This window comes from Pedobacter metabolipauper (assembly GCF_004362715.1).
Taxonomy (GTDB): domain Bacteria; phylum Bacteroidota; class Bacteroidia; order Sphingobacteriales; family Sphingobacteriaceae; genus Pedobacter; species Pedobacter metabolipauper.
Genome location: NZ_SNYC01000003.1, coordinates 1,104,010 through 1,129,880, shown reverse-complemented (window position 1 = coordinate 1,129,880; position 25,871 = coordinate 1,104,010). Strand labels below are relative to the sequence as shown.

General features: G+C 39.8%; 27 protein-coding genes. 17 read left to right on the top strand and 10 right to left on the bottom strand.

The window, feature by feature from the left end; translation table 11 throughout:
• Nucleotides 1–2: 2 nt before the first annotated feature.
• Nucleotides 3–1,613, bottom strand: coding sequence for a PAS domain-containing sensor histidine kinase (locus ATK78_RS04880; RefSeq protein ID WP_133574914.1), 1,611 nt, complete (start codon nt 1,611–1,613; stop codon nt 3–5).
• A gap of 10 nt (nt 1,614–1,623) precedes the next feature.
• A complete protein-coding gene (locus ATK78_RS04875; RefSeq protein ID WP_133574913.1) occupies nt 1,624–2,547 on the bottom strand; it encodes an endonuclease/exonuclease/phosphatase family protein in 924 nt (307 codons plus the stop codon).
• Between the two features lie 142 nt (nt 2,548–2,689).
• Here ATK78_RS04875 and ATK78_RS04870 point away from each other — a divergent pair, with 142 nt between their 5' ends.
• From ATK78_RS04870 to ATK78_RS04855, 4 genes are read left to right on the top strand one after another with little or no spacing between them, the layout of a single operon-like run.
• On the top strand, nt 2,690–3,790 hold the full coding sequence (locus ATK78_RS04870) for a thioredoxin family protein (RefSeq protein ID WP_166664825.1): 1,101 nt from the start codon (nt 2,690–2,692) through the stop codon (nt 3,788–3,790).
• 4 nt (nt 3,791–3,794) lie between these two features.
• Nucleotides 3,795–4,346: an RNA polymerase sigma factor gene (locus ATK78_RS04865; protein WP_166664824.1), complete on the top strand. Its 552-nt coding sequence runs from the start codon at nt 3,795–3,797 to the stop codon at nt 4,344–4,346.
• Nucleotides 4,327–5,085, top strand: a complete 759-nt coding sequence (locus ATK78_RS04860) for a hypothetical protein (RefSeq protein WP_133574910.1) — start codon at nt 4,327–4,329, stop codon at nt 5,083–5,085. Before ATK78_RS04865 ends, ATK78_RS04860 begins: the two co-directional genes overlap by 20 nt.
• Before the next feature lies 1 nt (nt 5,086).
• Nucleotides 5,087–5,833, top strand: coding sequence for a hypothetical protein (locus tag ATK78_RS04855; RefSeq protein ID WP_133574909.1), 747 nt, complete (start codon nt 5,087–5,089; stop codon nt 5,831–5,833).
• Between the two features lie 23 nt (nt 5,834–5,856).
• Here ATK78_RS04855 and msrB read toward each other — a convergent pair whose 3' ends face one another.
• Nucleotides 5,857–6,306 (bottom strand): peptide-methionine (R)-S-oxide reductase MsrB, encoded by a 450-nt coding sequence (gene msrB, locus ATK78_RS04850; RefSeq protein WP_133574908.1) that lies wholly within the window; start codon nt 6,304–6,306, stop codon nt 5,857–5,859.
• 116 nt (nt 6,307–6,422) lie between these two features.
• Here msrB and ATK78_RS04845 point away from each other — a divergent pair, with 116 nt between their 5' ends.
• Together ATK78_RS04845 and ATK78_RS04840 are read left to right on the top strand one after the other, a co-directional pair.
• Entirely contained in the window at nt 6,423–6,659 is a 237-nt protein-coding gene (locus ATK78_RS04845; RefSeq protein ID WP_133574907.1) for a hypothetical protein, read from the top strand.
• 238 nt (nt 6,660–6,897) lie between these two features.
• Nucleotides 6,898–7,977, top strand: a complete 1,080-nt coding sequence (locus ATK78_RS04840) for an aminotransferase class V-fold PLP-dependent enzyme (RefSeq protein WP_133574906.1) — start codon at nt 6,898–6,900, stop codon at nt 7,975–7,977.
• A 21-nt stretch (nt 7,978–7,998) separates the two neighbouring features.
• Here the strand turns inward: ATK78_RS04840 and ATK78_RS04835 are convergent, their stop codons facing one another.
• Together ATK78_RS04835 and ATK78_RS04830 are read right to left on the bottom strand one after the other, a co-directional pair.
• Nucleotides 7,999–8,457 carry an SRPBCC domain-containing protein gene (locus tag ATK78_RS04835; RefSeq protein WP_133574905.1) on the bottom strand — a complete coding sequence of 153 codons (459 nt, stop codon included), beginning with the start codon at nt 8,455–8,457 and terminating at the stop codon, nt 7,999–8,001.
• Nucleotides 8,458–8,586: 129 nt separating this feature from the next.
• Entirely contained in the window at nt 8,587–9,933 is a 1,347-nt protein-coding gene (locus ATK78_RS04830) for a DUF3738 domain-containing protein (RefSeq protein WP_133574904.1), read from the bottom strand.
• Nucleotides 9,934–10,043: 110 nt separating this feature from the next.
• On the opposite strand from ATK78_RS04830, the gene ATK78_RS04825 reads away from it, so the two are divergent.
• The 3 genes from ATK78_RS04825 to ATK78_RS04815 all read left to right on the top strand — a co-directional run bounded on the left by ATK78_RS04825 (nt 10,044) and on the right by ATK78_RS04815 (nt 13,288).
• Entirely contained in the window at nt 10,044–11,510 is a 1,467-nt protein-coding gene (locus ATK78_RS04825) for a sensor histidine kinase (RefSeq protein ID WP_133574903.1), read from the top strand.
• Entirely contained in the window at nt 11,510–12,190 is a 681-nt protein-coding gene (locus ATK78_RS04820; protein WP_133574902.1) for a response regulator transcription factor, read from the top strand. Before ATK78_RS04825 ends, ATK78_RS04820 begins: the two co-directional genes overlap by 1 nt.
• A gap of 159 nt (nt 12,191–12,349) precedes the next feature.
• Nucleotides 12,350–13,288 carry a M23 family metallopeptidase gene (locus ATK78_RS04815; RefSeq protein ID WP_133574901.1) on the top strand — a complete coding sequence of 313 codons (939 nt, stop codon included), beginning with the start codon at nt 12,350–12,352 and terminating at the stop codon, nt 13,286–13,288.
• A 9-nt stretch (nt 13,289–13,297) separates the two neighbouring features.
• Here the strand turns inward: ATK78_RS04815 and ATK78_RS04810 are convergent, their stop codons facing one another.
• From ATK78_RS04810 to ATK78_RS04800, 3 genes are all read right to left on the bottom strand, one after another.
• Complete coding sequence (locus ATK78_RS04810; protein WP_243732438.1) at nt 13,298–14,008, bottom strand: GDSL-type esterase/lipase family protein; 711 nt, start codon at nt 14,006–14,008, stop codon at nt 13,298–13,300.
• 360 nt (nt 14,009–14,368) lie between these two features.
• Complete coding sequence (locus tag ATK78_RS04805; RefSeq protein ID WP_133574900.1) at nt 14,369–15,046, bottom strand: LytR/AlgR family response regulator transcription factor; 678 nt, start codon at nt 15,044–15,046, stop codon at nt 14,369–14,371.
• Nucleotides 15,043–16,104, bottom strand: a complete 1,062-nt coding sequence (locus tag ATK78_RS04800; RefSeq protein WP_133574899.1) for a sensor histidine kinase — start codon at nt 16,102–16,104, stop codon at nt 15,043–15,045. Before ATK78_RS04800 ends, ATK78_RS04805 begins: the two co-directional genes overlap by 4 nt.
• Before the next feature lie 174 nt (nt 16,105–16,278).
• Between ATK78_RS04800 and ATK78_RS04795 the strand changes: the two genes are divergently transcribed.
• Both ATK78_RS04795 and ATK78_RS04790 read left to right on the top strand, forming a co-directional pair.
• Nucleotides 16,279–17,586: an erythromycin esterase family protein gene (locus tag ATK78_RS04795; protein WP_166664823.1), complete on the top strand. Its 1,308-nt coding sequence runs from the start codon at nt 16,279–16,281 to the stop codon at nt 17,584–17,586.
• Between the two features lie 19 nt (nt 17,587–17,605).
• Nucleotides 17,606–18,268 (top strand): DUF6624 domain-containing protein, encoded by a 663-nt coding sequence (locus ATK78_RS04790; RefSeq protein WP_133574897.1) that lies wholly within the window; start codon nt 17,606–17,608, stop codon nt 18,266–18,268.
• Between the two features lie 5 nt (nt 18,269–18,273).
• Here the strand turns inward: ATK78_RS04790 and ATK78_RS04785 are convergent, their stop codons facing one another.
• Nucleotides 18,274–20,052, bottom strand: coding sequence for a DUF2207 domain-containing protein (locus tag ATK78_RS04785; protein WP_243732437.1), 1,779 nt, complete (start codon nt 20,050–20,052; stop codon nt 18,274–18,276).
• Between ATK78_RS04785 and ATK78_RS22970 the strand changes: the two genes are divergently transcribed.
• Nucleotides 20,051–20,320 (top strand): hypothetical protein, encoded by a 270-nt coding sequence (locus tag ATK78_RS22970; RefSeq protein ID WP_243732436.1) that lies wholly within the window; start codon nt 20,051–20,053, stop codon nt 20,318–20,320. The genes ATK78_RS04785 and ATK78_RS22970 overlap by 2 nt on opposite strands.
• Here the strand turns inward: ATK78_RS22970 and ATK78_RS04780 are convergent.
• On the bottom strand, nt 20,317–20,865 hold the full coding sequence (locus ATK78_RS04780; RefSeq protein ID WP_133574895.1) for a LemA family protein: 549 nt from the start codon (nt 20,863–20,865) through the stop codon (nt 20,317–20,319). The two genes, ATK78_RS22970 and ATK78_RS04780, sit on opposite strands and share 4 nt — an antisense overlap.
• 136 nt (nt 20,866–21,001) lie before the next feature.
• On the opposite strand from ATK78_RS04780, the gene ATK78_RS04775 reads away from it, so the two are divergent.
• From ATK78_RS04775 to ATK78_RS04755, 5 genes are all read left to right on the top strand, one after another.
• Nucleotides 21,002–21,418, top strand: coding sequence for a DoxX family protein (locus ATK78_RS04775; RefSeq protein WP_133574894.1), 417 nt, complete (start codon nt 21,002–21,004; stop codon nt 21,416–21,418).
• A 270-nt stretch (nt 21,419–21,688) separates the two neighbouring features.
• Nucleotides 21,689–24,130 carry a DUF5916 domain-containing protein gene (locus ATK78_RS04770; protein WP_133574893.1) on the top strand — a complete coding sequence of 814 codons (2,442 nt, stop codon included), beginning with the start codon at nt 21,689–21,691 and terminating at the stop codon, nt 24,128–24,130.
• A 242-nt stretch (nt 24,131–24,372) separates the two neighbouring features.
• Nucleotides 24,373–24,945, top strand: a complete 573-nt coding sequence (locus ATK78_RS04765) for an RNA polymerase sigma factor (RefSeq protein WP_243732435.1) — start codon at nt 24,373–24,375, stop codon at nt 24,943–24,945.
• Between the two features lie 16 nt (nt 24,946–24,961).
• Nucleotides 24,962–25,303 (top strand): Asp23/Gls24 family envelope stress response protein, encoded by a 342-nt coding sequence (locus ATK78_RS04760; RefSeq protein ID WP_208112297.1) that lies wholly within the window; start codon nt 24,962–24,964, stop codon nt 25,301–25,303.
• Between the two features lie 14 nt (nt 25,304–25,317).
• A complete protein-coding gene (locus tag ATK78_RS04755) occupies nt 25,318–25,551 on the top strand; it encodes a hypothetical protein (RefSeq protein ID WP_133574892.1) in 234 nt (77 codons plus the stop codon).
• Nucleotides 25,552–25,871 lie beyond the last annotated feature (320 nt).

Sequence of the window (25,871 nt, the reverse complement as noted above, 5' to 3'; positions counted from 1 at the left end):
ATTTAAGCCGTTGACAATGGTAAGTTAAAGTAGAAGGTAGACCCCACACCACTTTGGCTCTCTACCCAGATTTTACCTTTATGACGTACTACGATTTCTGAGCAAAGGTATAAGCCGATTCCAAATCCGGATATGTGTTCCGTATGTTTATTCTCTATCCGGTAGTACCGCTCAAATAGCTTATCTACATCCTGGGGCTTAATTCCCATTCCCTCATCCTTGATACTGATCTCGGCCATCTCGTTATTAAGGTGACAGTTTACTTCGATTGATCTGCCTTTTGGTGAATACTTAACCGCATTGCTTAACAGGTTGGAAATTACCTGGCCAATTTTATCCCGGTCGGCGTTTACGATCAGTTTCTCGCAGGGGTGCAGGGTAATGATGTGGTTGATGGTGGTGATGCGCGCATCGTCAATAATTTCTTCAATCAGTACGTCAATGTCAAAATCCTGCTTTTGCAGATGGATCTTGCCAGATTCAAGCCTGGAAAGGTTTAAAAAACCATTGATCATTGCCGTCATTTTACTCACCTGGATCTCAACCTTTGAAAGTGCATTTACGGCAAAGCTGTCTTCCTGCTTTTTGGATTTGGACAGCAGCAGCTGAACATATCCCTTTAATGAGGTAAGCGGTGTTTTTAACTCGTGGCTTACCATACCAATAAAGTCATTTTTGCGCAGTTCATCCTGCTTTTGTTCGGTAATATCCCGTATGATCCCTGAAATGGCTGCGGGTTTATTTTGAGGATTGAAATAGGTTTTTCCAGTACATTTAAGCCATTTAGACTTACTGCCGTCTGCCGGGAAAATAATGTATTCCAGTTCAAAGTTGTGATCAGAATTTATTGCTTTTCTGACTGTGCTGATGATCTTATCCAGGAAGTCCGGATCGATCATCTTTTTAGCATCTTCGAGGCTAATCTCTTTATCGTCTGCAATACCATGAATTTGTTTTCCAAGTTCCGATATGGTCAGTTTACCCGTAACCAGTTCAGCACTCCAGATTCCCAATTGGGCAGAGTTCATGGCTTGCTGCAAGGTATCCGTTAGTTTTTCAAGATCTTTTCTGGCATGTACCTGCTCTTCGGCAGAATCGCTGAGCTTATCGTTCATGGCCAGCAATTCTTCATTCGTAGTGGTCAGCTCCTCATTGGAAGCGGCCAGTTCCTCAATCAGGGATTGCTCACGAATTTGTATCTCTTTTAAACTAATGCGGTTTAGAAAGCGTTCCGTCACATCAGTTGCGGTATGTAAAATGCAGTATACTTCGCCGTTATCGTTCTTTATAGCGCGGTATTTAAAGTCAAAATAAGATTTTTCCAGTTTTCCATTGATCATCAGCTCCGCTACAGTGTCATATGCCGAATAGGTTTTACCGGTGCTCCATACCTCCTGCAACTGTCCAATAAATGGCTGACCGACCAATTCCGGGACCGCTTCTGCGAAGCGCATTCCTATAATGCTTTTATCTTTACCTAAAAATTTAAGCATGGCTTCATTTGCAGACTGGATCACGATGTCTGCACCTGTATAAATGGCTGTCGCATTATCTGATAAAGATAAGATCTCTAATAATTTCTCACTATTCAGTCTCTGGTAAGTCATATTCATCTACCCGAATTTATTTACATTTCTCCAAATCTACAACTACCATCACCGGAAAATGGTCTGATGGTAATTTAGCTTCATAACTTTGCAGAGATAACTCCTTTGGAAAGTTGCCGGATGTATTTACTTCTTTTTTGTCTTTAGATTCAGCTCTGTAGGTATCCGTTAAGATACCATATCTTTTTACAACGATACATTTTGAAAGCAGGATATGGTCTATCCGGCTGTTGGTTTTGGTATTGATATCAAAATGGTTAAATGTTCCATTTGTAGCATATCTGAACTGGGCCGTTTCGTAGGCATCTGCCAGCTGTGAACCGGTTAAAATGGTATAGATCTCATTGGTTTGATCTACATTAAAATCACCGGTTAGGATGGTCGGATGATCACCGGCAAGTTCTTTGATCTTTCTGAGAATTAGCTTTGCGCTTTCAGACCTCGCTTTAATACCAACATGGTCAAAGTGGGTATTGAAAAAATAGAAGGTAATTCCTGTACCGATGTATTCAAATTGTCCCCATGAACAGATTCTCGGCAGCGCAGCATCCCAGCCGGTGTTGGGTGAATCTGTGCGTTCTGATAGCCAGAAATTACCACTGCTGATCAGTTTAAATTTTTCTTTCTTGTAAAAAATGGCGGCATATTCACCGGCTTCTTTTCCATTATTGCGCCCTACACCAATGTGGCTGTAAGGACTGAGGTTTGCTGAAAGATCTTCCAGCTGGCTGTGTAATACCTCCTGTGTACCAAAGATGTCAAAGTCATGAAATTTGATGATATCTGCCACAACAGGTCCGCGCTTATCCCAGCCATTTCCCTTTCTCTCATCTCCGCCATTCTTATACCGGATGTTAAATGTAGCCACATTTAGCTGTTGGGCAGAGACGGTTGCGGTAATGAAAAAAAATAAGAAAGCCAGTTTGATCGGAATACGCATGTAATTGGATTTGAAATGTCGGGACAATATAAACATCATTTTATCCGATTAAAACAGTAACGCAATAATTAACGGACTATTTACAAAGATCCAGGCAACGTTTGATGTTCAAATGGCATTATGTGGTTATAACACAAAATATATGAAACCATTTTATTCAACAATTCTATTTCTTTTCTTTGCACTGCCGATGTATGCAATAGACTTTTTTCCGGGTACGTATCAGCAGGCACTGCTAAAAGCCAAAACTGAGGATAAACAGGTATTGCTTTATTTTACGGCAACCTGGTGCGGACCATGTCAATACATGCAGCAGATGATCTTTCCGGATGCCAGCATCACAAATTACGTCACTAAAAACTTTGTCGCCTTAAAGCTGGACATCGATACAGAAAAAGGCAAACGGGTATATCTGAAATTTAAGAATGTGGGGATCCCTGATTTTTATATCATTAATCCGGACGAGGTCATTTTAAAACACCTGGTAGGTGGGGTGAAATTAAAGCAGTTTAAAGAATTCATCAGCAATGTTGGTTCGCCAAGCTCCATGATGAAACCGGTTTCAGATGTTGCCGCATTGACAAAGGACAGCCAGCTGAATGCAGCAGATGATAGTGTGCTGAAATTGCCTTCAGATCTTACTTCGGGCGCTCAGATCAGAAAGCCCAAACCAGATAGCATTGCCGATCGCGAATACCAGATCATCATGTCCCGTAAACCCAGCAGGTTTATGAAAATGTATTATGTGGCTATGTTTAGCAAATGGAAGCCTGGTGTATCGCTCGGGATCCGTTTAAATGATATGGACCATTCAGAGCGCCATTATTTACCAGGCTATCAGTTCACCTATTTTATGGATTACAGAGCGCGGAAGTTTTACTTTCAGCCGGGGTTGCAGTTTGGCGTTCGCAGCGGATCATTTTCAGGAATTAAGCATAGGCTTCATCATTTAGACCTTCCATTGGTTACTGGTTTTAAGATCGGTACCCACCAATACTTTCAAAGTGGAAAACAGCCAATCTGGTTTAATGTGATTCCATACGCCGGACTTAATTTATGGAGTACCAAACAACCGGACGCTGTAATTGCATCCGGAGTTATCCCTGAATTTGGGAATTTCAATTATGGTGCTAAACTTGGATTTAGTTTAACAATGGGCTCCTTTATGCCTTCTGTTGGTTATGATATTGGCAGATATAACCAAACGTATTACTTATCTTTTGCACTTATTCTCGGTAAATAAACCATTGATTACAATAGATACCATACAGGACTGTAAGAAAGGACGGCGAAAAGGTCAGCAGAAACTATTTGACTTTTTTGCCGGTCAAATGTTCAATGTGTGCAACAGGTATATGAACAATAGGGAAGAAGCAGAGGACATGCTGTCTCAGGGGTTTACAAAGGTCTTTAAATTTATGCCCGATTTTGAGTACCGGGATTTAAACAGTTTACGGGCATGGATTAAACGAATTATGGTGAATGAATGCCTGATGGGATTGCGCAAATCTGTCAACTTCTCGCTGGTAAGCCTTTCCGACCATGAAGAAATCAGCTATGCAGATCATAACCTGGGAAAAATTGAAGCAGAATATATTGTAAGGGCTTTAAATGAATTGCCGATAGGATATAAGACCATTCTTAATTTATTTGCAATTGAAGGATACAGCCACAAGGAAATTGCGGCTATGTTGGGTATAAATGAAGGCACATCACGCTCTCAGCTAAACAAAGCCAGGAAAATGATGAAAGAAAAATTAGACATTGAATCAAATCAATATGGAAAAAGAAAAGTTTGATCAGGCATTACAAGACGCGGTACTTAAACATGATGAAAAGCATGTTCCTTCTTTTAACCGGAATCGGGTTTGGAATAAAAGTAAAGCAGGGAGCGGGAATAGAACGAAGCTATATTCGGCACTTTCAGCTGCCGTTATCTTGCTTATGGCATTTGCTTTATCATTCTATGATAATGAAAAACATCCGTTTCAACAAGCAAATGATAAATTTCAAAATCCTAAACGGGATCAGGCTGTTCGGCAGAGCGATCGAACGGAAGCTACAGTTAAGGAAAAATTGATTGAAGGACAACGTATTGATCGAACAAAAACTACAATTGCAGAAAAATTGGAATCTGTTGATTTAACGGCTTCGGCAATTATTAAACCGGGTTCAGTGACAATTAATACAGCTATTTCGGGTATTATGCCTGCCAAAACAGAACATACCGCTTCCGTTAAAGAGCAACGCTCTGAATCTGTTACTGGTGTTCAGGCACAGCATCCTAATGGTACTGCTTCCATTAAAGCGCATGAAGAAGTGGTAAGGAAAGAAGTGGCCATTTCTGAGGCTACATATGCAGCATTAAGCACAGTTACCTTTAAGCGCGGTAAACCGCAGGAAGCAGAAGCGGTACTGCCTGTTAAAGTCTCCCTGTTTAAAGGGAAAAGTCCTGTTTTTAACTATAATAAAGCTTTGCCAGGTGACTCATTGTATTATGTAGAGGCTAAACCCTTTAAATTTAAAATTAAATTCTAAGATGAAATATCCATTGTTAACAGGAATGTTCCTGCTGTTTTCTTTCTTTTCTTTTTCGCAGACAAAAGTGCCGGATACCCTGGTAATGGAAACCAAAACAGGAGAGAAGGTTATTTTAATAGGTAATGATCTGAATGTTTTTAAAAACATGAAAACAGATTCGCTTATCCGCAAAGCTTTGCAAGCTGTTGAAGATTCCTTAATGCAGCGTAAACTGGATACGCTTAAGAAAAAGAAGCTTTCAATGGAAGAACGATATTATAAGGTACTTAAAAAGCATCAGATATTTGCATTCCAACCGCTGATTGGTGCTGGTTTAATCCGGGATAAAGTAAGTCCCTCGTTAGGATTAGCACTGGATTTTGCCCCCCAGAGACAGGATTATTACAGTAAACTTTATCCAGGTTTCTATACATTTATCAATGTGGCAATAAATGCGTGTTATTTATTTGATACAGATGGGGCAGATCGCCATAAAACCTTTTCCCAAATTTTTGTTGAAGCCAGCTTTGGAAACCGGTACAACAATAAGATCAGTAATTACCAATACCAATATTTTGATGAACTGTCAATAGGATTAGGATACCTGGTGAAACAGAGCGGTGATTATTTTGAAGGGAATACATTTAAATTATTTGGCACTATAGTGCCAAATAATTCATTTATCAGGATTAAGCCTGAATTGTACCTTACTCATGATTTTAAGAAAATATTTCCAGGCATCAGTGTCGGTATTAAGCTTCGTTAATCATCGGTCAGCTTTGCGGTATTTTATGCTTCAGTGACTTTTTTGAGCGATACCGCATTCATGCAGTAACGCAGACCGCTGGGTGCGGGACCATCCGGGAAAACATGCCCCAAATGAGCCTGACAGGTATTGCATAAGGCTTCAACTCTGATCATTCCAAAGCTTGAATCGCTATGGTAAGCTACGGCATTATCCTGTACAGGTTGTGTAAATGAAGGCCATCCGGTTCCGGATTCAAATTTCTCCTGCCCATCGAATAATAAAGTACCGCAACATACGCAGGCATAAGATCCCGGTTCAAAAAGACTGCACATTTCAGAACTGTGTGCACGTTCTGTTCCTTTGAGCCGTGTGATCCGGTATTCTTCTTCAGACAATTGTTCACGCCATTCTGCATCCGTTTTAACAACTGTTGTTTCCGGAGCTGGATTGCCATGATTGGCAAATTTAATGACATCGGTATATTTTAACATTATTTTTCCTTTCTACTTAAGTTCATCAGAATACAGCTAATAATTATACCAAAAACAAGGATCAGCTGAGATTGTTATATTAATCAGAGGAGATTATACATAATAAACGTTAAACCATGAAAGAACAGGAAAAGAATGATCAGAAAAAGAATGCGGATGGACAAATTGTCAGTGATCCGTTTCAGCCTAAAGGTCCTCGTGATGGGTATGATAATACCGGTACGCAGGGTTATGATTCTTTAAAAGATGATGGTTATACGGGCTCGTCGGCAAAAGATACTGACCATGGCGAGGATGGGACAGGAAGTTCATCTGAAGATTTTCATAAAGTACCAAAAAAAGATGCAGAATAAAGTCTAAATTTTTAGGTGCTGCACAATAATGTGGTTTTTTAAACGTCTATATTATTGAGAGCGTTAATTTAGATAAGCGGGAAGGGTCGGCATGATCTTTCCCGCTTTTTTGTATATTGACTTTTTAATAATCAGGTACCCGGTTTATTTCTTAATACTATCATAAAAGTTACTTAACATCTTAAAATTGAAATGAGGGCAGAATTGCCATTATTATAAAAATAATTACCTTTAAAAAATGAATCTAAATCATCTCTTTCCCGTTCTCAAAGACGCTACTTACCTAAATACTGCCAATTCCGGGATCCTCTCCAAACCACTTCTTGAATGGCGCAATAGTCACGATCTTGATTTTTATAACCATGGAAGCGAATTTCGCCTGTACCAGGCTGAATTTCTTCAGGGTGTCAAAGATACAGTCGCCCGTTTTTTTAATACGAAGGTTAATAATACTTTTCTTGTACCCAATTTCTCTTTTGGTTTTAACACTTTTTTAGAAGGGATCTCTCCATCAAATCGTTTTCTGCTGCTGGATGAAGATTATCCTTCTGTAAACTATCCGGTTCGGAGCAGGGGATTTGCCTTTGAGGTTCTGCCATCTGATCAGCATTTAGAAGCACAAATTTTAGAACGCATCCACACGTTTAAACCTACCGTATTTGTTTTTAGTGTGGTTCAGTATATCAATGGAAATAAGATCAGTCAGGAATTTATCAGTAAGATCAAAGCACTTTATCCCGATCTGTTGTTGGTTGCTGATGGAACGCAGTACTGCGGTACCGAGCCGCTTGATTTTGAGCAATCCGGTCTTGATGTGCTCATGTGCAGCGGTTATAAATGGATGCTTGCAGGTTATGGCAATGGATTTATGCTGCTTAAAGACAGGGTTAAGGAACTTTTGTATCCTGAAGCACAAAAAATAGCACTTCCTAAAGAACCTTTTTTAAAGGATAAACAGTTTTTATCCATGTACTTTGAAGCCGGTCATCAGGATACCCTGGCTTTTGGCACCCTGAAGGAATCTATTTTGTTTATGGAGCAGCTGGGCGTGGATCTCATTAAAGATCAGATCAGTACTTTAGCAGTAAAAGCGAAAGAATCATTTGCTGAACGTGGTTTACTGGATCCTTCTGTAGTGATCAGAAAAAAACATTCTTCCATTTTTAACCTGAATATTGAACATAAGCTTTATGAAAAGCTCCGTGAAGAACAGGTCATTTGCTCGCCAAGGGGTAACGGAATCAGGGTAGCCTTTCATTTTTACAATACACCGCAGGATCTGGACAGGATCCTTGAAGTTATTGACAACAACCGCTAAATCGAATTACCTGCGCGGGATTTATTTTTTCATAAAGTCAAACGCGCCTTTCCTTAAATTGATGCCGTATTCCAGGTACGCTTTCATGCAGGCTAAAAAGTTAGCCCAGCCTTCAGTATTTCCTTTTAGCCACTTGATGCCTTTTTCATCATTGTCTGCATCTTTTTCAGTAACGGTAACGATTGTGGCCTTGCCATGATCTGCAGAATCGAGCTTAATCTCTACCAGGTTATCTTTTCCACTTGCTTCCCAATAAAAAGAAACCAGTTCATCTTTCACTATTTTGCCGGTACGGATCTTAAACTCTCCTTCAAACTCCGGCCACTTCCAGGTTACCTCCTGATTTTCTTCCAGCCGTTTATCTCCTTCTAAAATGAAGTAATTAGACATTTTTTGAGGATCTGCAATGGCTTCGAATACTTCTGATGCCATTTTTGAGATTTGGATCTTTGCAGTGATCTCCAATTTTTGATTTTCCATAATTGCGTGATTACATTGTATTTGTAAAAGGGATAATAGTTCATGCATGACACTCAAATCTAATGAACCTGAATGTTTTTTCGAAGGTGTGAACACGACAATTTAGGGGGGCAATCTTTACCCTTACTTTTAATTCTTAAATAGTAAAAGCAGGTCTATCTTCTTTCTGCTCTTTTCCAGTTTTAATCCCATGTCATTTAACACCTGTGTTAGACTTTCCGGATTTTCAGGCTGGAATGAAAATTTGATGTCGTATTTTTTAGCAACATGGATTTGATTGATTACGGGAAGTTTCCCGGTACCATAGCTCTCCAGGTAATCGGCAAGATCATCCATGGTTATCGATTGCTGATCAATTTCTCCATGTCTGGAGTAATAGGTTCTTATACCGGACTGGTTAACGGACAACTGCTTAAATTTTGACTGGTCGCTGATCTTTAACAGGTATACTTGTTTATCCTGCTGCACAATCTTAGCCTGAAGGTCAAATCTTTTTAAGAGTTCCTGCTGAAGGGCTGGCAGGAGATCTTTGGACCGCATAACGATCAGATCAAGGCAATACAGTGGATCTTTACTGTTTTCAGGAATTTTATTGATGGTCCTGCCAGGTGAAAAATCACCAAAAGCGGTATTGTATATAGTAGAAAGGTTAACATTGATGAATGTGATTCTTCTTCCTTTAAAAATGGGATCCATTAAATGGGTGCTGCGCATACCGGATACCCCTTTAATTTCTGGCTGTATTAAAAAACGGTGTGTGGTGGTATCGGCAGCATCAAAATAAGTTTTCATGATTTCTTCATGAGAGATCAGGATGTCTTTCTTTTCTGGTAAATTTACTTTCCGGGCCTTTAACAGGCTGTCTATGACAGCTGTGGTTATGGAAGCTGGATCAGTGTTTGCAATAAGCCTGCCTTCCTTAGAGATCAGTACGGCATGCGGTATGAGCTGGTGTGGAAACTGCTGAGCAATATGGTTGGCCGTATCTACGGCAAACCACAGGTTTGATGGCCTTGCAGACAAATATTGGCGGGTCCGTTTAACAGTTTCATCCGTAACGGTAATGATCTGCAGCTGTTCCGGGTATCTTTTCTGCAGTTCTTTTAAATGGGGCATGGCGACAAGGCAGGATCCACACCAGGTAGCCCAAAAATCAATCAGTACAATTTTGCCCTTTAACTGACTGAGCTTTATAGAGCCTATTGGTGCATTTAACAGGGTATTAAAGTTGACATCCAATACCTTTCCCGTAATGCTGTCTGGTCTGCTATCAGTGGTACGTACTGCAATTTTTACCGGGAAACGTACCACATTGTTTTCCGGCGTACATGTTACAAGATTTTTCGGAGTGTAAGGGGTAATGTTTCCAAAGATGGCATCATCAGAAATAACGGATGACACATTAATGGGTTCACTTTTCAGTTTGGCAGAGGTAAAATGTGTAAAAAGGACGAATAGCAGGGTTAGCTTTACCATGGATCAAATGACGTTAAAATACCATGATGAAAATGTTAATGCACGTTAAGTAAAGTTAATTAGTGTTAATAAGCTCAATAATCCTAAACTGTTGTATTACATTTATCACCATGAAAAGGCACATTACCCTGATCCTTATTTTAATGTCTGTCTGTGTTACGGGTATTGCCGGGTTACAGCTTTACTGGAATTTTCAGAATTACAAAAGCACCGTTAAGAGTTTTGACCGTGGCATTAATGAAGCATTAAATCATGCCCTTAACCGGGAAATGGACGAGCGCCATCAACAATTAATTAAAAAATTCAAAGGCTGGCTTTCAGATACTTCTTTTGTTCAGATTACCTGCAATCTTGATAACAGAAAGCTCAGCACCATTTTTCACATTAATGATACCCATCCGTATGTTAAAGGACAGAAGGGTGCAACTTTTGGTTTGACTGATTATAAAGAGAAATTGACGAAAGTTACTCCGAAAGCCAAAAAGCTGCTCATTGATCATTTCGGTGATGTTATTTTAAAAAAAGACCTGCATGATGGTAATATTTATTATTATACAGCGCGGTTGGGCGATAGCTTAGAAACGGCGTATGAGGCCAGTAATTTAAACATCAAAGTGCTTTCCCGCTTTTATACGGAGGAACTCTCCGCAAAAGGAATTCATTCCGGTTTTATATTAAACCCTAAAAACCCGGATCAGCAATCTTACCTAACCCAAAAGGTAAATGCGGCATTAAGAAGGCCATACCGGAAAGAAATGATCTCGGCTGGTTTTGAAAGTCCGGATTATTTCTTTTTAAAAGAAATGAAATGGTTGATCATCAGTTCTTTATTGTTGATCAGTATTACTATTTTTTGCTTTGCATATACCGTAAAAACATTATTGTCCCAGCATAAACTGGCAGAACTCAAAGATGATTTTATAAATAACATAACACACGAGATCAATACGCCCTTATCATCCATCCGCATTACGGCCGAGTCTCTCAAAACATTTGATCACGACAGAAATACCCAAAAAGGTTATTTAGATATTATTAGTTACCAGGCAGAAAAGTTGTCTGGCTTAACCACCCAGATCTTAACCTTAAATAGATTTAAGAAAAACGTTAAAAAGGATCTGCCAGAAATAGAATTAAACGACGTACTTAGAAAGGCCATCAAAGAAATGGAGCCTCAATCATTACATCATAAAGCCGTTATTAAATTTCAGCCATCGCAAAAGCCAGTATGTGTTCGGGCAGAAATAGAGAGCCTGATCCATGTGTTTACCAATATTATTGATAATGCATTGAAATACAACCATGGGACTGCTCATTTGGACATTACATTAACTGCCGTGGGCAGCAATGCAGAAATTACATTTTCCGATAATGGAATTGGTATTCCACCAGAATACCTGCCGATGGTGTTTGATCGGTTTTTTAGAATACCAAAAGGCAATATTCATGATATTAAGGGCTATGGCCTTGGTTTAAGCTTTGTTAAGCAGATGATTGAGTATTATAAAGGTTCGGTTTCTGTAGCGGCAAATCAAATTAATGGTGCTGTGTTTATCATTCGTTTACCTATATGCTGATGGAAGGATTAAGCATACTTTTAGTGGAGGATGAACCTTTCTTAGCAAAGGTGATCAAAGAAAGTCTGGAACAGCGTAATTACAGGGTAACGCTTGCCGGCGATGGTTCTAAAGCCTATAATCTGTTTTTAAACCATTCGTTTTCATTGTGCATTGTTGATGTTATGCTCCCTTTTATGGATGGTTTTACTTTGGTAAAGCAGATCCGTTTGTTAAATACAGAAGTTCCGGTTCTTTTTTTGACTGCAAAGACCGGTACGGATGATGTTGTTGAGGGGTATCATAGCGGGGGCAATGATTATCTGAAAAAGCCTTTTAGTTTGGAGGAACTCTTTTTAAGGGTAAACGAATTGATCAAACGAAGTTCTGTGGTCCCGGCAACACCTCCAGATCTTATTCTTATTGGTAAGTATTCCTTTATTCCGCACAAGCAAACGCTGGAATACAGTAAGGTGATCAAGCTGTCGCACCGCGAAACAGAATTGCTGATGCTTTTATATAAGAATAAGAATTCATTACTGAACCGTAAATATGCACTGATTACCTTATGGGGTGATGACACTTTTTACAATACCAGAACTATGGATGTATTTATCAGTAAGCTCCGTAAACATCTGGGTGATGATCCTTCCATTGAGATCTTAAATATTAGGGGACTCGGCTATAAATTAATTTGTTAATTTTAAATAAATACGCCGGTATCATGCATCCGGCAGCATTCTTAACAGCTGTTGAGAAACTGGGTGCTGACAAAAAGAAAAGCTTAAAATTTTAAGAAAGCTGCGTAGGAAGAAATAGAATTTATGTAGCTTGCATTAAATAAAACGTCTTTTAATTCGATGAAAAATATCTTAAAATTGGCTGCGCTCAGCATGCTTTTATTCAGCAACCTAACGATACAGGCCCAGGAGGCACTGGTAAAGGTAACAGCAAGAAGAAATACCAACAATAGTGTCGATTTTGTATATGAAAAACCTGATCCCGGAACTGTTACCTTAATCCTCAGCTTCAATGATTTTACCAACACCATTGCTTCTCAGAAAAAGGATTTTACCATTAAAAGCACTTCAGGAAATGTAACGACATTAACACCAACAAATAAAGAGCAGGGAATCGGATATTCCTATAGCTATTCTTACATCAGGGGTAAACTCAACCCTAAATACGATACCGAATTTGTATATATCCTTCCTTGTAAAAAAGGTTCAAAAGTAAGACCTGCAGAATCAACATTTGTAGGGGCTACTTTTTTTGGTGATACCACTCCGGCAGACTGGAAAGTTTATACCTTTTTTACCGAAACTGCAGATACCGTTACTGCCATAAGAAAAGGAATCGTGGTAGATGTGAAGGATAAGTTTGAAAGTGACGAAAACGCAAATGTTGAATTCAGCTCTAAAAAAAATGAACTGATCGTTGAACATGCAGACGGTACTATGGCAACCTATATCGGTTTTAAAAAAGGTAGTATCCCTGTTAAAGTCGGTCAAACTGTTTTTCCCGGTACTATTTTGGGTGTCAACAGCCGATCGAATGTGAGAAGCAAGTTTCACAGTTCTATTCGGATCGTATATCTTAAATCATTAGAATTTGGCAGGGAAACGGCTGGTACGCTTCAAAAATCGAATAGTGTTTATGGTTTTGTAACCCCTCATTTCTATACAGCTGAAGGTGCGAGTGTAACGTTGGTTCCGCAGCAGGAATATATCGGGGCAAGCACACCAGAGATCATTCAGAAAGAATTCACCAAAAAGGAACTGAAGTCGACCGTTAAATAAGCAATTTTTTTATTTGAGCGCTTTAGCTATTGCTTCTTCTGTAACTTTGGCCATGATTTTATAGCCAGCAGCATTGGGATGTACACCATCTAAGGTCAGTTCTGCTTTTTGTCCGTTTTTTTCATCCACCAGTGGATGAAAAAAATCAAGAAGAACCAGTTTATTCAATTTTGCATACTTCTCAATCTCCTGGTTAAGAGATATGATCTTTCCGGGAGCATCAATTATTTCTTCTCGCCATGGATATTTAAATACGGGAACGTATGCACAAAGGATCACTTTAATGCCGTTTAGTTTAGCCAATTCGGCCATCGATTTAATATTATTTAAAATAACCTCGTTTGTAATATGGCCTGTACTTCCAGAAATATCATTACTACCGGCAAGGATAATCACCGCTTTAGGATGCAGATCGATTACATCCTGTCTGAACCGGATCAATAACTGCGGAGAGATCTGGCCACCTATACCACGGTTGATGTAGTTCTTGTTTTTAAAAAAATCAGGCATGTGCTGTGTCCAGTTTTCAAATATCGAACTGCCAAGAAATACCACCCTTTTTTCGTTCTTTCCTGGTGCTGGCAGCTTCTTGTTGAGTTCCTGGTAATGATGAAGTGCCGCCCAATCATCCCTGTAATCTTCTTTAACGGGACTTGTTTGTTGCTGTGCATAGCCAACACTGAAGATTAATAAAAAGGGTACGATCAGAGATATTTTCACAATAGTTAGATTAAAATTAGGCAATCCTTTATATGAGGCTAATATAATGAATAATGCGGTTAAATGGGAATACGCATTGTTGATAAAGTTGGTTTGTTTAGCGCGTATAGATTTATAAATTTGAGAGATTCAGCTTAAGCCTGACCAAACCAGATATATGAATAAAATCACAATAGAAGCATTTAACATCATCGGTATTGCACTAAGAACGACAAATGAAAATGGGCAGTGAACTTATCAGTTATTTTCACGCAAATTGAAGAGTAAGCGGGTAAAATTAAAATTCCATGTATTCTTTATTGACAGAGCTTTTAAACTATATCATCATTAAATAAAGGGCTTTAATATCATGCGTAAATTCTAAATATTGATGTGCAGCAGAAGTTCTTTCTTATAGGATTCTCCAATAGGTACAAAGGTTTGATTTGAAAAGATCAGGTTGTTTTGTGAAATTCTGATTACGTGTATTTTGTTAATCAGGTAGGAGCGGTGTGCTTGTATAAATATGGAGGGATCCAGCTTTTGTAATATGGCTTTGAGCGTATGATACATGATATGGGTTTTTTCGGTCGTTACAATTTTAATATAATCCTTGCATCCTTCAATGTATAAAACATCAGCCTGTTTCAGGATCAACGCACCATCTTTATCCTTAACGGCCAATGTACCAGAATGTGGCCCTGGTGCTGAATTTACCTTTTCGGTTTTCTTTATTGCGGTAATGAACCTTTCATAAGAAAAAGGCTTTAGTAAATAATCCAAAGCATTTAACTCAAAACCTTCAAAAGCATATTGTTTGTATGCCGTCGTAAAGATGGTTTTAGGCGGATTTGGAAGGGCCTGTAAAAAACTAACCCCATTTACCAGCGGCATCTCTATATCCAGGAAAAGAATATCTATGGTATGCTTGCCCAGGTATTCATAGGCTTCTACCGCATTTCGGAATTTAGCAACAAGTGTAAGACCGGGTGTTTCCATAATATAATGTTCAAGTACCTGGTGTGCAAGAGGCTCATCATCTAAAATTATACAGTTCATGTGAGTTTCAGGATTAGTTCTGCGGTATACTTATCATTGGTTTCATGAAGTAAAAGCTGGTTTCTATTGGGATAGTAAAGCTCCAGCCTTTTTTTTATGTTCACCAGACCGATGCCTCCCCTCGTATTTTTCTTCATTAACGTACTGTTCATGCTCAGTGTTTCGTTTTCGATTTTGAAGGTCAGCTGGTTGTTTACAATACTGAATTCAGCATATACTCCTGCATCATTCTCTAATTTATGTCTGCCATGCTTAAAACTATTCTCTACAAGCGGTAGAAATAGTAATGGCGGAATTTTAATAGATGGGACCTGTTCGGGGATTTTCAAAAATATGGATGCATTCGGGAACTTTTTCTGCTCCAGTTCAAAATAACCCTGCAAGAAAACAAGTTCTTCCTTCAGATCAACGGCTTCCTGATCACAATCATATAAAATATACTGCATCATTTGAGACAACAATAAAATAAACCTGGGTGTATCCTTTGATCCGGTAATACTTAATCCGTAAAGACTGTTTAACGTGTTAAAAAGGAAATGTGGCTGCAGCTGTGCCTTCAGCATGTTTAACTGAAGTTGAAGATTATCGGTTTCCACCTGGTGCCGCTTCATTTCATTCTGATAAGAAAAACGGGAGAAAGCGATACTCAAAAACGCAATTGAATCGGTAAGGATAATGTTTAAGTCCATCGCTACGCCTAAAGACCGGTTATGAAAGAACTTTTGGACCGGAATCTCGGTGAACTTTTCAAAGATCCAGGCAATGGCCATATTGTTGATTACAGTCAGGAATATAAAGTATATTAGAGTAAGCAGAAAAAGCCAGCCATACTTTTTATGATGGAGTAAATTGGGAACCGCCCACCTGTAATATGGAACCACATACAATGTAGAACAGATGCTGTATAAGCAGATTTGAAGATAAGGGAGGTCATTATCTGGAATGTGCGGCAAATGGGCAATGTCCAGATAATAAGAGTATTTATAAATGGAAACGTAGAACAGCCAGATCAGCAATTCAAATACCACAGGAAACGTTAGGGCCGATTTCTTTAACACGGAACAAAATTCGCATAAATTATTGACTAGTGGTAGGAGTATTTCGACGAATGCCTTGTTTTGGGCGACTAAAAAACATGCCGTCGTTTTAATCCCAGAGATCACTTTGCTGGTCGAATAATGGGTCGGGGTAAATCGGATTCTGATTCTATTTGTAGCAGAAAAACAAATATTATGAGATCAACCCCAATTAAAAGTACCGTTTTGGCTGTCGCCGCATTCATTCAGTTCACAACTGCATCCGCTCAGCAGACACCAGCTATTGTTGATGCATCAATCCAGCAAAAGGAGGTTAAAACCATCTCTCTGGATAATTTTAAATCCTTTAAAGCTTCTGTCCGTTCGTTAACAGACCAGATGGGGCTGAAAAAGATTGTCGGTCTGGCGGAAGGTACACATGGAACTGCCGAGTTTTATAAAGTTCGTTCCTGGATTAGCAGAATCCTGATTGAAGATAAAGGCTTCCGCAACATTGCGTTTGAAAATGATCTTAGTGATGTTTGGTTCTTAAATGAGCAGCTAAAAAGCGGAACAGATCTAAATGTGCTGATGAAAGATCACCTGATGAGCATCTGGCAAAATGAAGAAACCAAAGAATTATTAAGCTGGGTAAAAAAGTACAATAAAACGCACAAAGATCAGGTAACCATAAGTGGGATTGATTATCCATTATTAAAACCTGATGTAGACATGCTTTTGGCTTTGTTGGCTAATGAAAAGGATGCGTCAGTACTTTCTGCGTTATCTGCGGTGAAAAGTTTAGAGAAAGCTGCTGCACTTCAGGATGAAGCATGGAACGGCATGAACGATACCACGTACAAAGCCGATATGAAAACTGTTTTTACAGGAAGCAAAAGAGGATACGTTGTTGCAGATTCAATCGGCAAACTCCTGGGTGTTTTAAATCTCAACTTAAAACTTCAAGCAGATGTTCAACGTACCATTGCCAATTTAAAGCAGGGCTTTGCGCCGTTTTACGGATTGGTAGATGAAGGCGATCGGGATAGCTTAATGGCTTTTAATGCGTCTTTAAGCTTAAAAAGTGAGTCTGATAAAATGATCATCTGGGCACACAATGCACATTTAGCAAAATCAAAGATCTATGGCGGTGCGGTGGGTGGTACCGGTGGATACCTGCTTAAATTGTTCCCGGATAATTATTTTGTATTGGGAACAGGAACAGCGAATGGCACTTTTGCGGCAACTACAGACAAAAGGCCGACCAATACAAATCCAATGAAAGCCTATCCTTTAGAAGAACCTTCGAAAGATTCATGGGAAACGATCCTGAAGAATGCCGGCCCGTCTGCATTTTATCTCAACACCTCAAAGTACAATCCCGGTAAGTTGGTTAAACCATTGCGTTTTATAGGCTTTAGCCCTAAAAGCGGCGCTTCTTCTTATGATCAAACCAACCTTTCGGACCATTTCGATGCCTATCTGTTTATTAAAGAGACGAAGGCGGCTACACCATTAAAATAATTTTATTATCTTCATCATCATGAAGTTACGTCGATTTTTGTTCCTCCTGATGTTTTTGAGTCCGGCGTTTACCTATGCTCAAAACCAGGTAAACCTGCCGCTTAAAAAGCAGCTGGATAGTATTTTGGTTATAGATCAGAAATATAGGCTTTTGTTTGGTTTGTTGTCCGACCCGGCTAAAGAAGATTCTCTGGCCAGGCAATATGGGGTCAGTAAGGAGAAACTGGCTGGCCATCTTTCTGATCTTCAAAATGAAGCAGATACCTCAAACCTGTTCATCATTGAATCAGTGATCAAAAAATATGGTTACCCGGGGAAGTCTTTGGTAGGCGGGGAAAGCAGTTCTGCGGTATGGTCTGTACTGCAGCATTCTAAAAAGATTGATCTGTATCTTCCATTAATCCGGCAGGCAGCAAAAAAAGGAGAATTGGCAATGATCTACGCGGCTATGATGGAAGACAGGGCGTTGATGTACCATGGAAAAGAACAGATCTACGGAACTCAGGGTTCATACAGAAAGTTAAAAACTGGTAAATCTGAAATGATCATTTTCCCGATCCGGGATCCTGAAGGGGTAAATGAAAGGCGTAAAAAGGCCGGATTTGATACTACAGTAGAAGAAAATGCGAAGAGATTAAATATCACTTATCGCAAAATCAGTATGGACGACCTGGTGAAATAGATTGGTTACCAGCCACCCCCGCCGCCGCCGCCTCCACCACCGCCAGATGAACCGCTGTCGCTGCTGCTGCCGGAACTCCAGCTCGAACTTCCTGACGATGAGCCAGAGTCTGAGTTTGAACTGGAAGTCGGTTTACTGTCGCTAACTGCTTGGTTAAACGGTGTTATGAAACTCCGGCTAAATCGGTCATACCTGAAGTCGTCTCCTTCGTACCATTCTGGTATGTAATCGATGTTGTTTAAAACCGATTCAAACTTCTCTGCCCATTCGTTTTCTACATCCAATGCAATGGCATACGGAAGAAATTTCTCAAATAATGCAGGAGTAAGTTCTGGTGGATTTAAGAGTGCTAAGCGGTGTTCTTCCGCAGTCTTAAGATACATTTTAAAACCTTCAATTTTGCAAATCATTGCTGAACCTGCCTGGGTAGGTGCCTTGATCAAATAAATATACAGTATAAATGAGGCAGTGCTTACCATCAGGAATGTCAGCGATATCGTAGGCACATCTCTCAGGTGGATAGCCAAAATAGCTATGGGCCCGCCTGCAAAACCAGCTCCCCAAACAATCAGGAACAACCCAAGCAGTACAGACTCTTTAAGTGTTTTTATTCCTCCTATAAAACAATATCCGCCAATGGTAAGGAAAGGACTAAAGAATAGCATCATCAACGGTGTTCCGCGTTCAACAAAGATCATGAACAAGACCAATACCACAGCGGTAACAATAACGGACTTAACGAGTGGTGCTTTATAACTGATAAAGAAGTTTTTAAGGTCAATTTGTGATTTTAAAGAGTTTTCATGAGCCTTTCTTGCTGAATTGATCGCTGAGCCATTGGCATTGTTCACATATATTCTGTTCTTTTTATCGAGCAGTTTGCTGTATGCTGCATTTTCTTCTTTGGCAAGGGCCGATGAAGGAGCTGTTGACCGTTCCAGCGCATAATCTTCTTTTTTACCGATACCTTTAGTTATCCGGATCACTTTTTTAACCGCCATATTGATGATGACTATGGCAAATGACCGCTCGTCTATCTTTTTCTTATAAAAATACCTCAATAAGGCTGGCGACCAATTATCAGGGATGTTAAAGCTTGGTATAATCACCGGTTTTTTTGGATCACGTCCATATTTAGACCAACTAAAGTAATAGTATCCCATTAAAATGAGCGCCAGAATTACAGCGATAAAAACTTTAAGATAATCGTTGAAAAGGGTTTCCAGCAATGAGGGCCGCTCAATGATCCCTTTCGTAAATGCTACTGCGACGGTAAAACCTTCGCCTGGTCCGAGACTTGCTGTCGTTTTGAACGTTACGCTTTGATCCGGGTTTTTGACAATGCTGCACTGGTGATCTTTTGAACCTGCTGGGCCGGTATAACAGGCTGTGTTGCCAGGTATGGCTCCTTTAGGCATGGTGACTGTTGCAGATGCGGATTCTATAGGGAAAATCCATTCGCTTCCGGTTACGTTCCAATAAATTTCATCGTAATCATCAAAGAAACCAACATGCCCGCGGGTCTCATAATTGATCTCATAGTCGTAATAACCCGGCGGGATGATGATGTTTTCATTACCGATATACAGGGTTCGGCTTCCGCCCTCGTCTTTAAGGGTATAGTTCTCTGTTTGGCCGTTCTTTAGTACACTGGTCACTTTGAAATTTACCGGTTTGCGATTCCCAAAGATATCCTTACGAAATGTTGGAATGGTACGTGTTATGCCTCTTTGGATCTCGTCATTGGTAACAGACACATGGAGCTTCTCGCTTACCTGCATCATGCCCGTAGCATCTATGCGTATGTCGGAATGGAAGGATAGGATCCTTTCGGTTTCTATAACCTGTGCGGATACCGGCTTTGAAGTTAGTGTGCCAATCGTTACGCAAATAATTAGCAATGAGTGCGTTGAAAATGCTGATATCATTGATCGAATTGAAAAATTTGAAAGCGATACGCGTGTTGAGAATGTTGAAAGCGTTGAGCGCATTGAGCGCGTTGAGAACGTTGAGAACGTTGATATAATTTTTTGGATCATGTTTGTGGCTTAAAAGGATACTTTAACGGTTTCACGTTCTGCAGGTTCGCTAAGTTCAAAATAGATGCCGCTTTTAAATTTAAAGGCTGCAGCAATAAGATTTGCAGGAAATGATTCAACCAGGATGTTGTTTTCACGAACCGTTCCATTGTAATATCTTCTGGATAATTCAATTTCAGTTTCTATGGTTTCCAGCTGCGTTTGCAGCTGTTGGAAATTGGCATTCGCCTTAAGATCCGGATAATTCTCTACCAACAACATCAGCCGGGTGATATTTTGGGAAAGACTACTTTCTGTATTTATCTTTTCTGCAGCTCCCTGCGCCTGGATAGCGTCGATCCGCTGCTTGGTCAGATCTTCCATCAGTTGCTGTTCGTGCCTTGCGTATCCCTTTACCGTTTCGATGAGGTTTGGAATCAGATCATATCTTTTTTTAAGATAAACATCGATACCACTCCAGGCTTCTTTCATCCTGTTCTTCTTGCTGACAAGGCTATTGTAGCCATATATGATCCCCATGATGAGGAGGCATGGGATTGCGATTAAAATGTATAACATAGGTGCAGAAAGGTAGTTATTATTTTTACAGATCGTGTCTGTTTTTTTGTGCTAATGATCATTGATTAGAACAATTCGCTTGATTGCCTGAAACTATTCATGCCAGTTGCTGTTCTAATGAGAGTAAAATTATACTATGAATGATAAAGCAAATACCAGCACTGCTCAAAATATTGGGCGTATCGGACTTGGGGTGATGCTTGCCGGTGCCGGTATTGGGCACCTGACCTGGGCAAGGACAGAGTTTTTGGCGCAGGTTCCTAAATGGGTGCCTTTAAATGGCGACCTTGTGGTCGTGCTGTCTGGTATCGCGGAGATTTCGTTAGGGCTTGCGCTCCTGGTTTTACCGGGTCAGCGGACCCGGGTAGGATGGGTGGTGGCTACATTCTTTGTTCTGGTATTTCCGGGAAATATTTCCCAGTTTTTGACACATACTGATGCATTTGGCTTGAATTCTGATCTTGCCCGTGGAATCCGCTTATTGTTTCAGCCTGTACTGGTGATCTGGGCATTATGGTCTACAGGAGCCTGGGCAGATTGGAGAAAAAAATAAGTACGATTATTATTTTACACAATAATTCTTTCAGCGTGGTTCCTTTTCGGTTATCATCGTTGCATAACGTTTTTTACCATTAGTCTGATTTTATAGATCGGTTCATAATGGAGATAACGGATCGGATATAGAATACGTAATTCCGGAATATTAATTCGTTTTATCTTGTATAAAAAGATCTTTATTTGTTTTTATTGTGATAATTAAAAATAAATATTATTTTTCTTGCAACGTATTCTTATAAATTGCGTCTTATAAAAAAGCGCTTTAATGAAACTCACCGTATTTACCCTCTTAATCGCGTCGTGTTGTTTGTACAGTTATGCACAAAAAACTGTACCTGTCTCAAAAAATATAAAGGCAAAAAGAGTTACTACTGCTCCTAAGATAGATGGTATTTTCGATGAAGCAGTATGGAAAGATGTTATACCCGCCACTGGGTTTATTGAGAATAATCCGCTTCCCGGGCGTATAGAAAGCCACGAAAGACGTACCGAAGTCAGGTTTTTATACGATGACGACGCGATTTACGTTGCTGCAAGGATGCTCAGTCCCCGCGACAGCATTTCACGTGAGCTGGTATCACGTGATGAAATTGGCAGTGCCGATTTTATTGGTGTGGTGTTCGATACCTTTTTGGATAAAACAAATGGCTATGGATTTTATGTAACGGCTGCTGGTGTGCAGTTCGACGCCAAATATTCACAGGTAGGAGGTGAGGATGAAAATTGGAATGCTGTTTGGGAAAGCAGCGTGAAAGTGGACGACACCGGTTGGAATGCCGAATTCAGAATTCCATATTCAGCGCTCCGCTTTTCGGATAAAGAGGTTCAGAGCTGGGGACTTAACCTGGTACGCAAACGGTTTTTGGAGAATTCGCAGACCTTCTGGAATTTTGTCGATCCGAAAGTAAATGGATTCCTAAATCAAAGCGGTATCCTGGAAGGCCTTGAAAAAATTGAAGCCCCGCTAAGGCTTTCCTTTACTCCGTACGTTTCTGCTTACGCCAACCATTATCCGTACCATACTCCGGGTGTTAAAAATGCATCCGCTTCTTTTAACGGAGGCATGGACGTAAAATACGGCATCAATAAAAGCTTTACACTTGATATGACCCTGATCCCTGATTTTGGACAGGTGCAATCGGATAGCCGAATCCTGAATCTTACGCCCTTTGAAGTTAAATTTGATGAGAACCGGTCTTTTTTTACGGAAGGTACAGAGCTTTTTAATAAAGGGGACTTATTCTATTCCAGAAGGATTGGTACTTCACCCTCGTATTTTAACACGCTTTCTACACAGCTCAAACCGGGCGAAACCGTTGTTAAATCCCCACAGGAAAGCAAGGTCTTAAATGCAACGAAAATTTCCGGACGTACCGCAAAAGGGCTAGGTGTTGGTGTTTTTAATGCAATAACAAATACGATGTATGCTGAAGTTGAAGATACTGAGGGGAACCGTAGAAAGATAGAGAACCAGCCTTTAACGAATTACAATGTATTGGTTTTGGATCAGTCTTTAAAAAATAACAGTTCGGTCAGTGTCATTAATACGAATATTTTAAGAGAAGGGGCTGCTTATGATGCCAATGTTAGTGCTTTTTTATTCAGTATAAATGATAAAGATACCCGATACTATGTTAACGGTAATGGTAAGCTCAGTTATTTGACTGGTACTGATGGCAATCCTGGCAGTACCGGATATAGTTACCTGATTGAAACCGGAAATCAAAGCGGAACTTTTACCTGGAGTTATACGCAGCAATTGGCCGACCGGAAATTTGATCCTTCAGATATGGGCTTCTATACGAACAATAACTTCTTTGACCAATCTGTTGTTTTACATTACAATATTTATAAACCTGGTAAATGGTATAATAAGATCCTGACGTATGCTGAATTTGAATATTCCAGGATGTACAAGCCGGGAGCATACCAAAGTTTTTCTGCAGGTGCCGGTCCTTACGTACAACTTAAGAACTTTTGGTCGGTAGAGTTAAATGTACATTATAATGCTGTTGGTACCGATTTTTACGAAGCCAGAAATGGGATGAAATATCAAACACCCGAGAATTATGGCTTTTATGTCTATGTAAACCCTAACCGGGCTAAAGCTTACAACTTTGGGGGACATGTTGGTTTTACCAAAGTATCTATGGCTGGAGGAAATAATTATGACACCTATTTTTTCCAGAACCTGAGACTCAGCAACCGGTTTAACGTAGGGCTCGACCTGAGATATGAAAAAAATAATAGTTATATAAACTGGGTTGCCGCTAACGATTCTCAAACGTTATTCTCCAGGTATGACCGCAATACAATAGAAAATTCATTCGATTGTAAATACAGCTTTAGCAATAAAATGGGAATTAATGCAAGGATAAGGCATTACTGGTCGGACCGGCGAAACAAGGATTATTATCTGTTAAATACAGATGGCACATTGTCAGACTATACCGGTACAGCGCCTTCCGGAACAGACCGGAACTACAATGTATTTAATATCGATCTGGTTTACACTTGGCAATTTGCTCCGGGAAGCGAGCTGAGTATTACTTATAAGGACATTTCAGAAACCAACGAAGACTTTTATACCAGCAGGTATTCCAGAAATATAAGTAACATCCTTAACAGTCCTCAAAACAACAGTTTATCTGTTAAAATGTTATATTTTATCGATTACCATGATTTGAGGAAAAAGAAAAAGCCGTAAACGTATCGCCGGCAATTTCTTTATGCTTCTTATGTTCTCGATCCGCTCATCCCGGCACGTTTAATGATTTCTGTCCTAACATCTCTGCACGCCAGTATGCTTCCTATTCTTATCGTTAATTGTTCCAATGATTTGCTGGTATTTATCCGGATAGTAGATCTAAATTCAATCATTTAAGAAATAAAAAAAATAATTGAAATGTTTTTCGTTTACAATCGTCTTACTAATAAACACTGCCTATTTTGAAAGCCGCATTCATGCCCAAAGATCAGAACCGTTACATGATAGAAACCATTAAAGCATATGGTAAGAGCTTGATGGGTTTTATTCGTAAGCAGGTGAAAAGTGATGCGGATGCAGAAGATATCCTGCAGGACGTCTGGTACCAGTTCAGTAATGTGATCAATGTACAGCCTATTGAACAGACCAGTTCCTGGTTGTATCGTGTGGCTAAGAATAAGATCCTGGATAAGCACAAAAAGCATGGAGAAAGTTTGTTGGATGATCTGTACCGGGTGGATCATGCTGAAGACACCACTGAAAATTTGCTCAGTATCCTGATGATTGAAGTGACTACTCCTGAAACTGCGTATCTGCGTAATCTATTTTGGGAACAGCTTTTTCTGGCATTGGATGAACTTCCTGAAGAGCAAAAGCAGGTATTCATCTGGCAGGAGCTGGAAGACCTGTCATTTGATGAGATCTCAGAAAGGACAGGTGTTAAGTTCAATACACTTGTGTCGAGAAAGCGTTATGCCGTCTTGCATCTTCGCAAGCGGTTAAAACAGCTCTATAAAGAAATTATTGAGTATTAAATTTAAAAATCAGTTGATGAAACACACATTCAATAGAAACCGAAAAAAGTTCTTTTTAATTCCATTTGGAATTGCGGCCTTACTGGCATTGGTTAGTTATATCGTGATGGAGTTATGGAATAATCTATTACCCGAACTGCTTCATGTAAGTACCATTACATTCTGGCAGGCAATGGGTATCTTCATCTTATGTAAAATTCTTTTTGGATTTAGCAAAGGCGGCGGTGCACCCTGGGCAGGCCATAAAATGGCAGATCGGTTTAAAGGCATGACCCCTGAAGAAAGGCAACAGTTCAGATCGCAGATGCGTGATAAAATGTGTAATTGGAAATCGCACGATCCGAAGGAAACTACTTAATTAAACCCTAGAAAATGCACATCATTATATTTAAAACAAATGTAGCCACAACACAGCAGGTACGTGAACTTCAGGTATTGCTCCATGAAGTACTGGTTATAAGCCAATGTAATTTTGACCTGGATGATTGCGACCGCATTTTAAGGATAGTGAGTACAGATCCACATGCTCAGATTGTGTGCCGGCTTTTGCAGACTAAAGGGTTTGACTGTGAGGTTATGGAATCCTTCCTGGTGCCTGTAATTTAAGTGTAATTAAATAACTGGTTCCAAGAATAATTTTGTATATTAGATTTATCTCCCGAACCTAATTGTCGCGTTAGGCTTTAAAACTATTTCAAACCAAATTTCATATAAAAAGGATTAGTCTGGGTTCGGGTCAGGTTCGACTTGGGTTCGTCTCTAGTTGCTGTTTCCTTCGTATCTACTTCGTGTCTCGTTCGTGTCTGGTTCGGCTATTGTCCTATGAGACACGATTTCGGGCCGTATTTCAGTCCTGTTTATTTGCAAGTTATTGTAGTGCCTGATTAAACCTTCTTTAGCCATAAGTACTCCTTTGATCCGCAATA

Coding starts and splice junctions, on each gene's coding strand:
- ATK78_RS04880 (WP_133574914.1), bottom strand. CDS start 1,613: ATGAATATGACTTACCAGAGACTGAATAGTGAGAAATTATTAGAGATC.
- ATK78_RS04875 (WP_133574913.1), bottom strand. CDS start 2,547: ATGCGTATTCCGATCAAACTGGCTTTCTTATTTTTTTTCATTACCGCA.
- ATK78_RS04870 (WP_166664825.1), top strand. CDS start 2,690: ATGAAACCATTTTATTCAACAATTCTATTTCTTTTCTTTGCACTGCCG.
- ATK78_RS04860 (WP_133574910.1), top strand. CDS start 4,327: ATGGAAAAAGAAAAGTTTGATCAGGCATTACAAGACGCGGTACTTAAA.
- ATK78_RS04855 (WP_133574909.1), top strand. CDS start 5,087: ATGAAATATCCATTGTTAACAGGAATGTTCCTGCTGTTTTCTTTCTTT.
- msrB (WP_133574908.1), bottom strand. CDS start 6,306: ATGTTAAAATATACCGATGTCATTAAATTTGCCAATCATGGCAATCCA.
- ATK78_RS04845 (WP_133574907.1), top strand. CDS start 6,423: ATGAAAGAACAGGAAAAGAATGATCAGAAAAAGAATGCGGATGGACAA.
- ATK78_RS04840 (WP_133574906.1), top strand. CDS start 6,898: ATGAATCTAAATCATCTCTTTCCCGTTCTCAAAGACGCTACTTACCTA.
- ATK78_RS04835 (WP_133574905.1), bottom strand. CDS start 8,457: ATGGAAAATCAAAAATTGGAGATCACTGCAAAGATCCAAATCTCAAAA.
- ATK78_RS04830 (WP_133574904.1), bottom strand. CDS start 9,933: ATGGTAAAGCTAACCCTGCTATTCGTCCTTTTTACACATTTTACCTCT.
- ATK78_RS04825 (WP_133574903.1), top strand. CDS start 10,044: ATGAAAAGGCACATTACCCTGATCCTTATTTTAATGTCTGTCTGTGTT.
- ATK78_RS04820 (WP_133574902.1), top strand. CDS start 11,510: ATGGAAGGATTAAGCATACTTTTAGTGGAGGATGAACCTTTCTTAGCA.
- ATK78_RS04815 (WP_133574901.1), top strand. CDS start 12,350: ATGAAAAATATCTTAAAATTGGCTGCGCTCAGCATGCTTTTATTCAGC.
- ATK78_RS04805 (WP_133574900.1), bottom strand. CDS start 15,046: ATGAACTGTATAATTTTAGATGATGAGCCTCTTGCACACCAGGTACTT.
- ATK78_RS04795 (WP_166664823.1), top strand. CDS start 16,279: ATGAGATCAACCCCAATTAAAAGTACCGTTTTGGCTGTCGCCGCATTC.
- ATK78_RS04790 (WP_133574897.1), top strand. CDS start 17,606: ATGAAGTTACGTCGATTTTTGTTCCTCCTGATGTTTTTGAGTCCGGCG.
- ATK78_RS22970 (WP_243732436.1), top strand. CDS start 20,051: ATGCCCGTAGCATCTATGCGTATGTCGGAATGGAAGGATAGGATCCTT.
- ATK78_RS04785 (WP_243732437.1), bottom strand. CDS start 20,052: ATGATGCAGGTAAGCGAGAAGCTCCATGTGTCTGTTACCAATGACGAG.
- ATK78_RS04780 (WP_133574895.1), bottom strand. CDS start 20,865: ATGTTATACATTTTAATCGCAATCCCATGCCTCCTCATCATGGGGATC.
- ATK78_RS04775 (WP_133574894.1), top strand. CDS start 21,002: ATGAATGATAAAGCAAATACCAGCACTGCTCAAAATATTGGGCGTATC.
- ATK78_RS04770 (WP_133574893.1), top strand. CDS start 21,689: ATGAAACTCACCGTATTTACCCTCTTAATCGCGTCGTGTTGTTTGTAC.
- ATK78_RS04760 (WP_208112297.1), top strand. CDS start 24,962: ATGAAACACACATTCAATAGAAACCGAAAAAAGTTCTTTTTAATTCCA.
- ATK78_RS04755 (WP_133574892.1), top strand. CDS start 25,318: ATGCACATCATTATATTTAAAACAAATGTAGCCACAACACAGCAGGTA.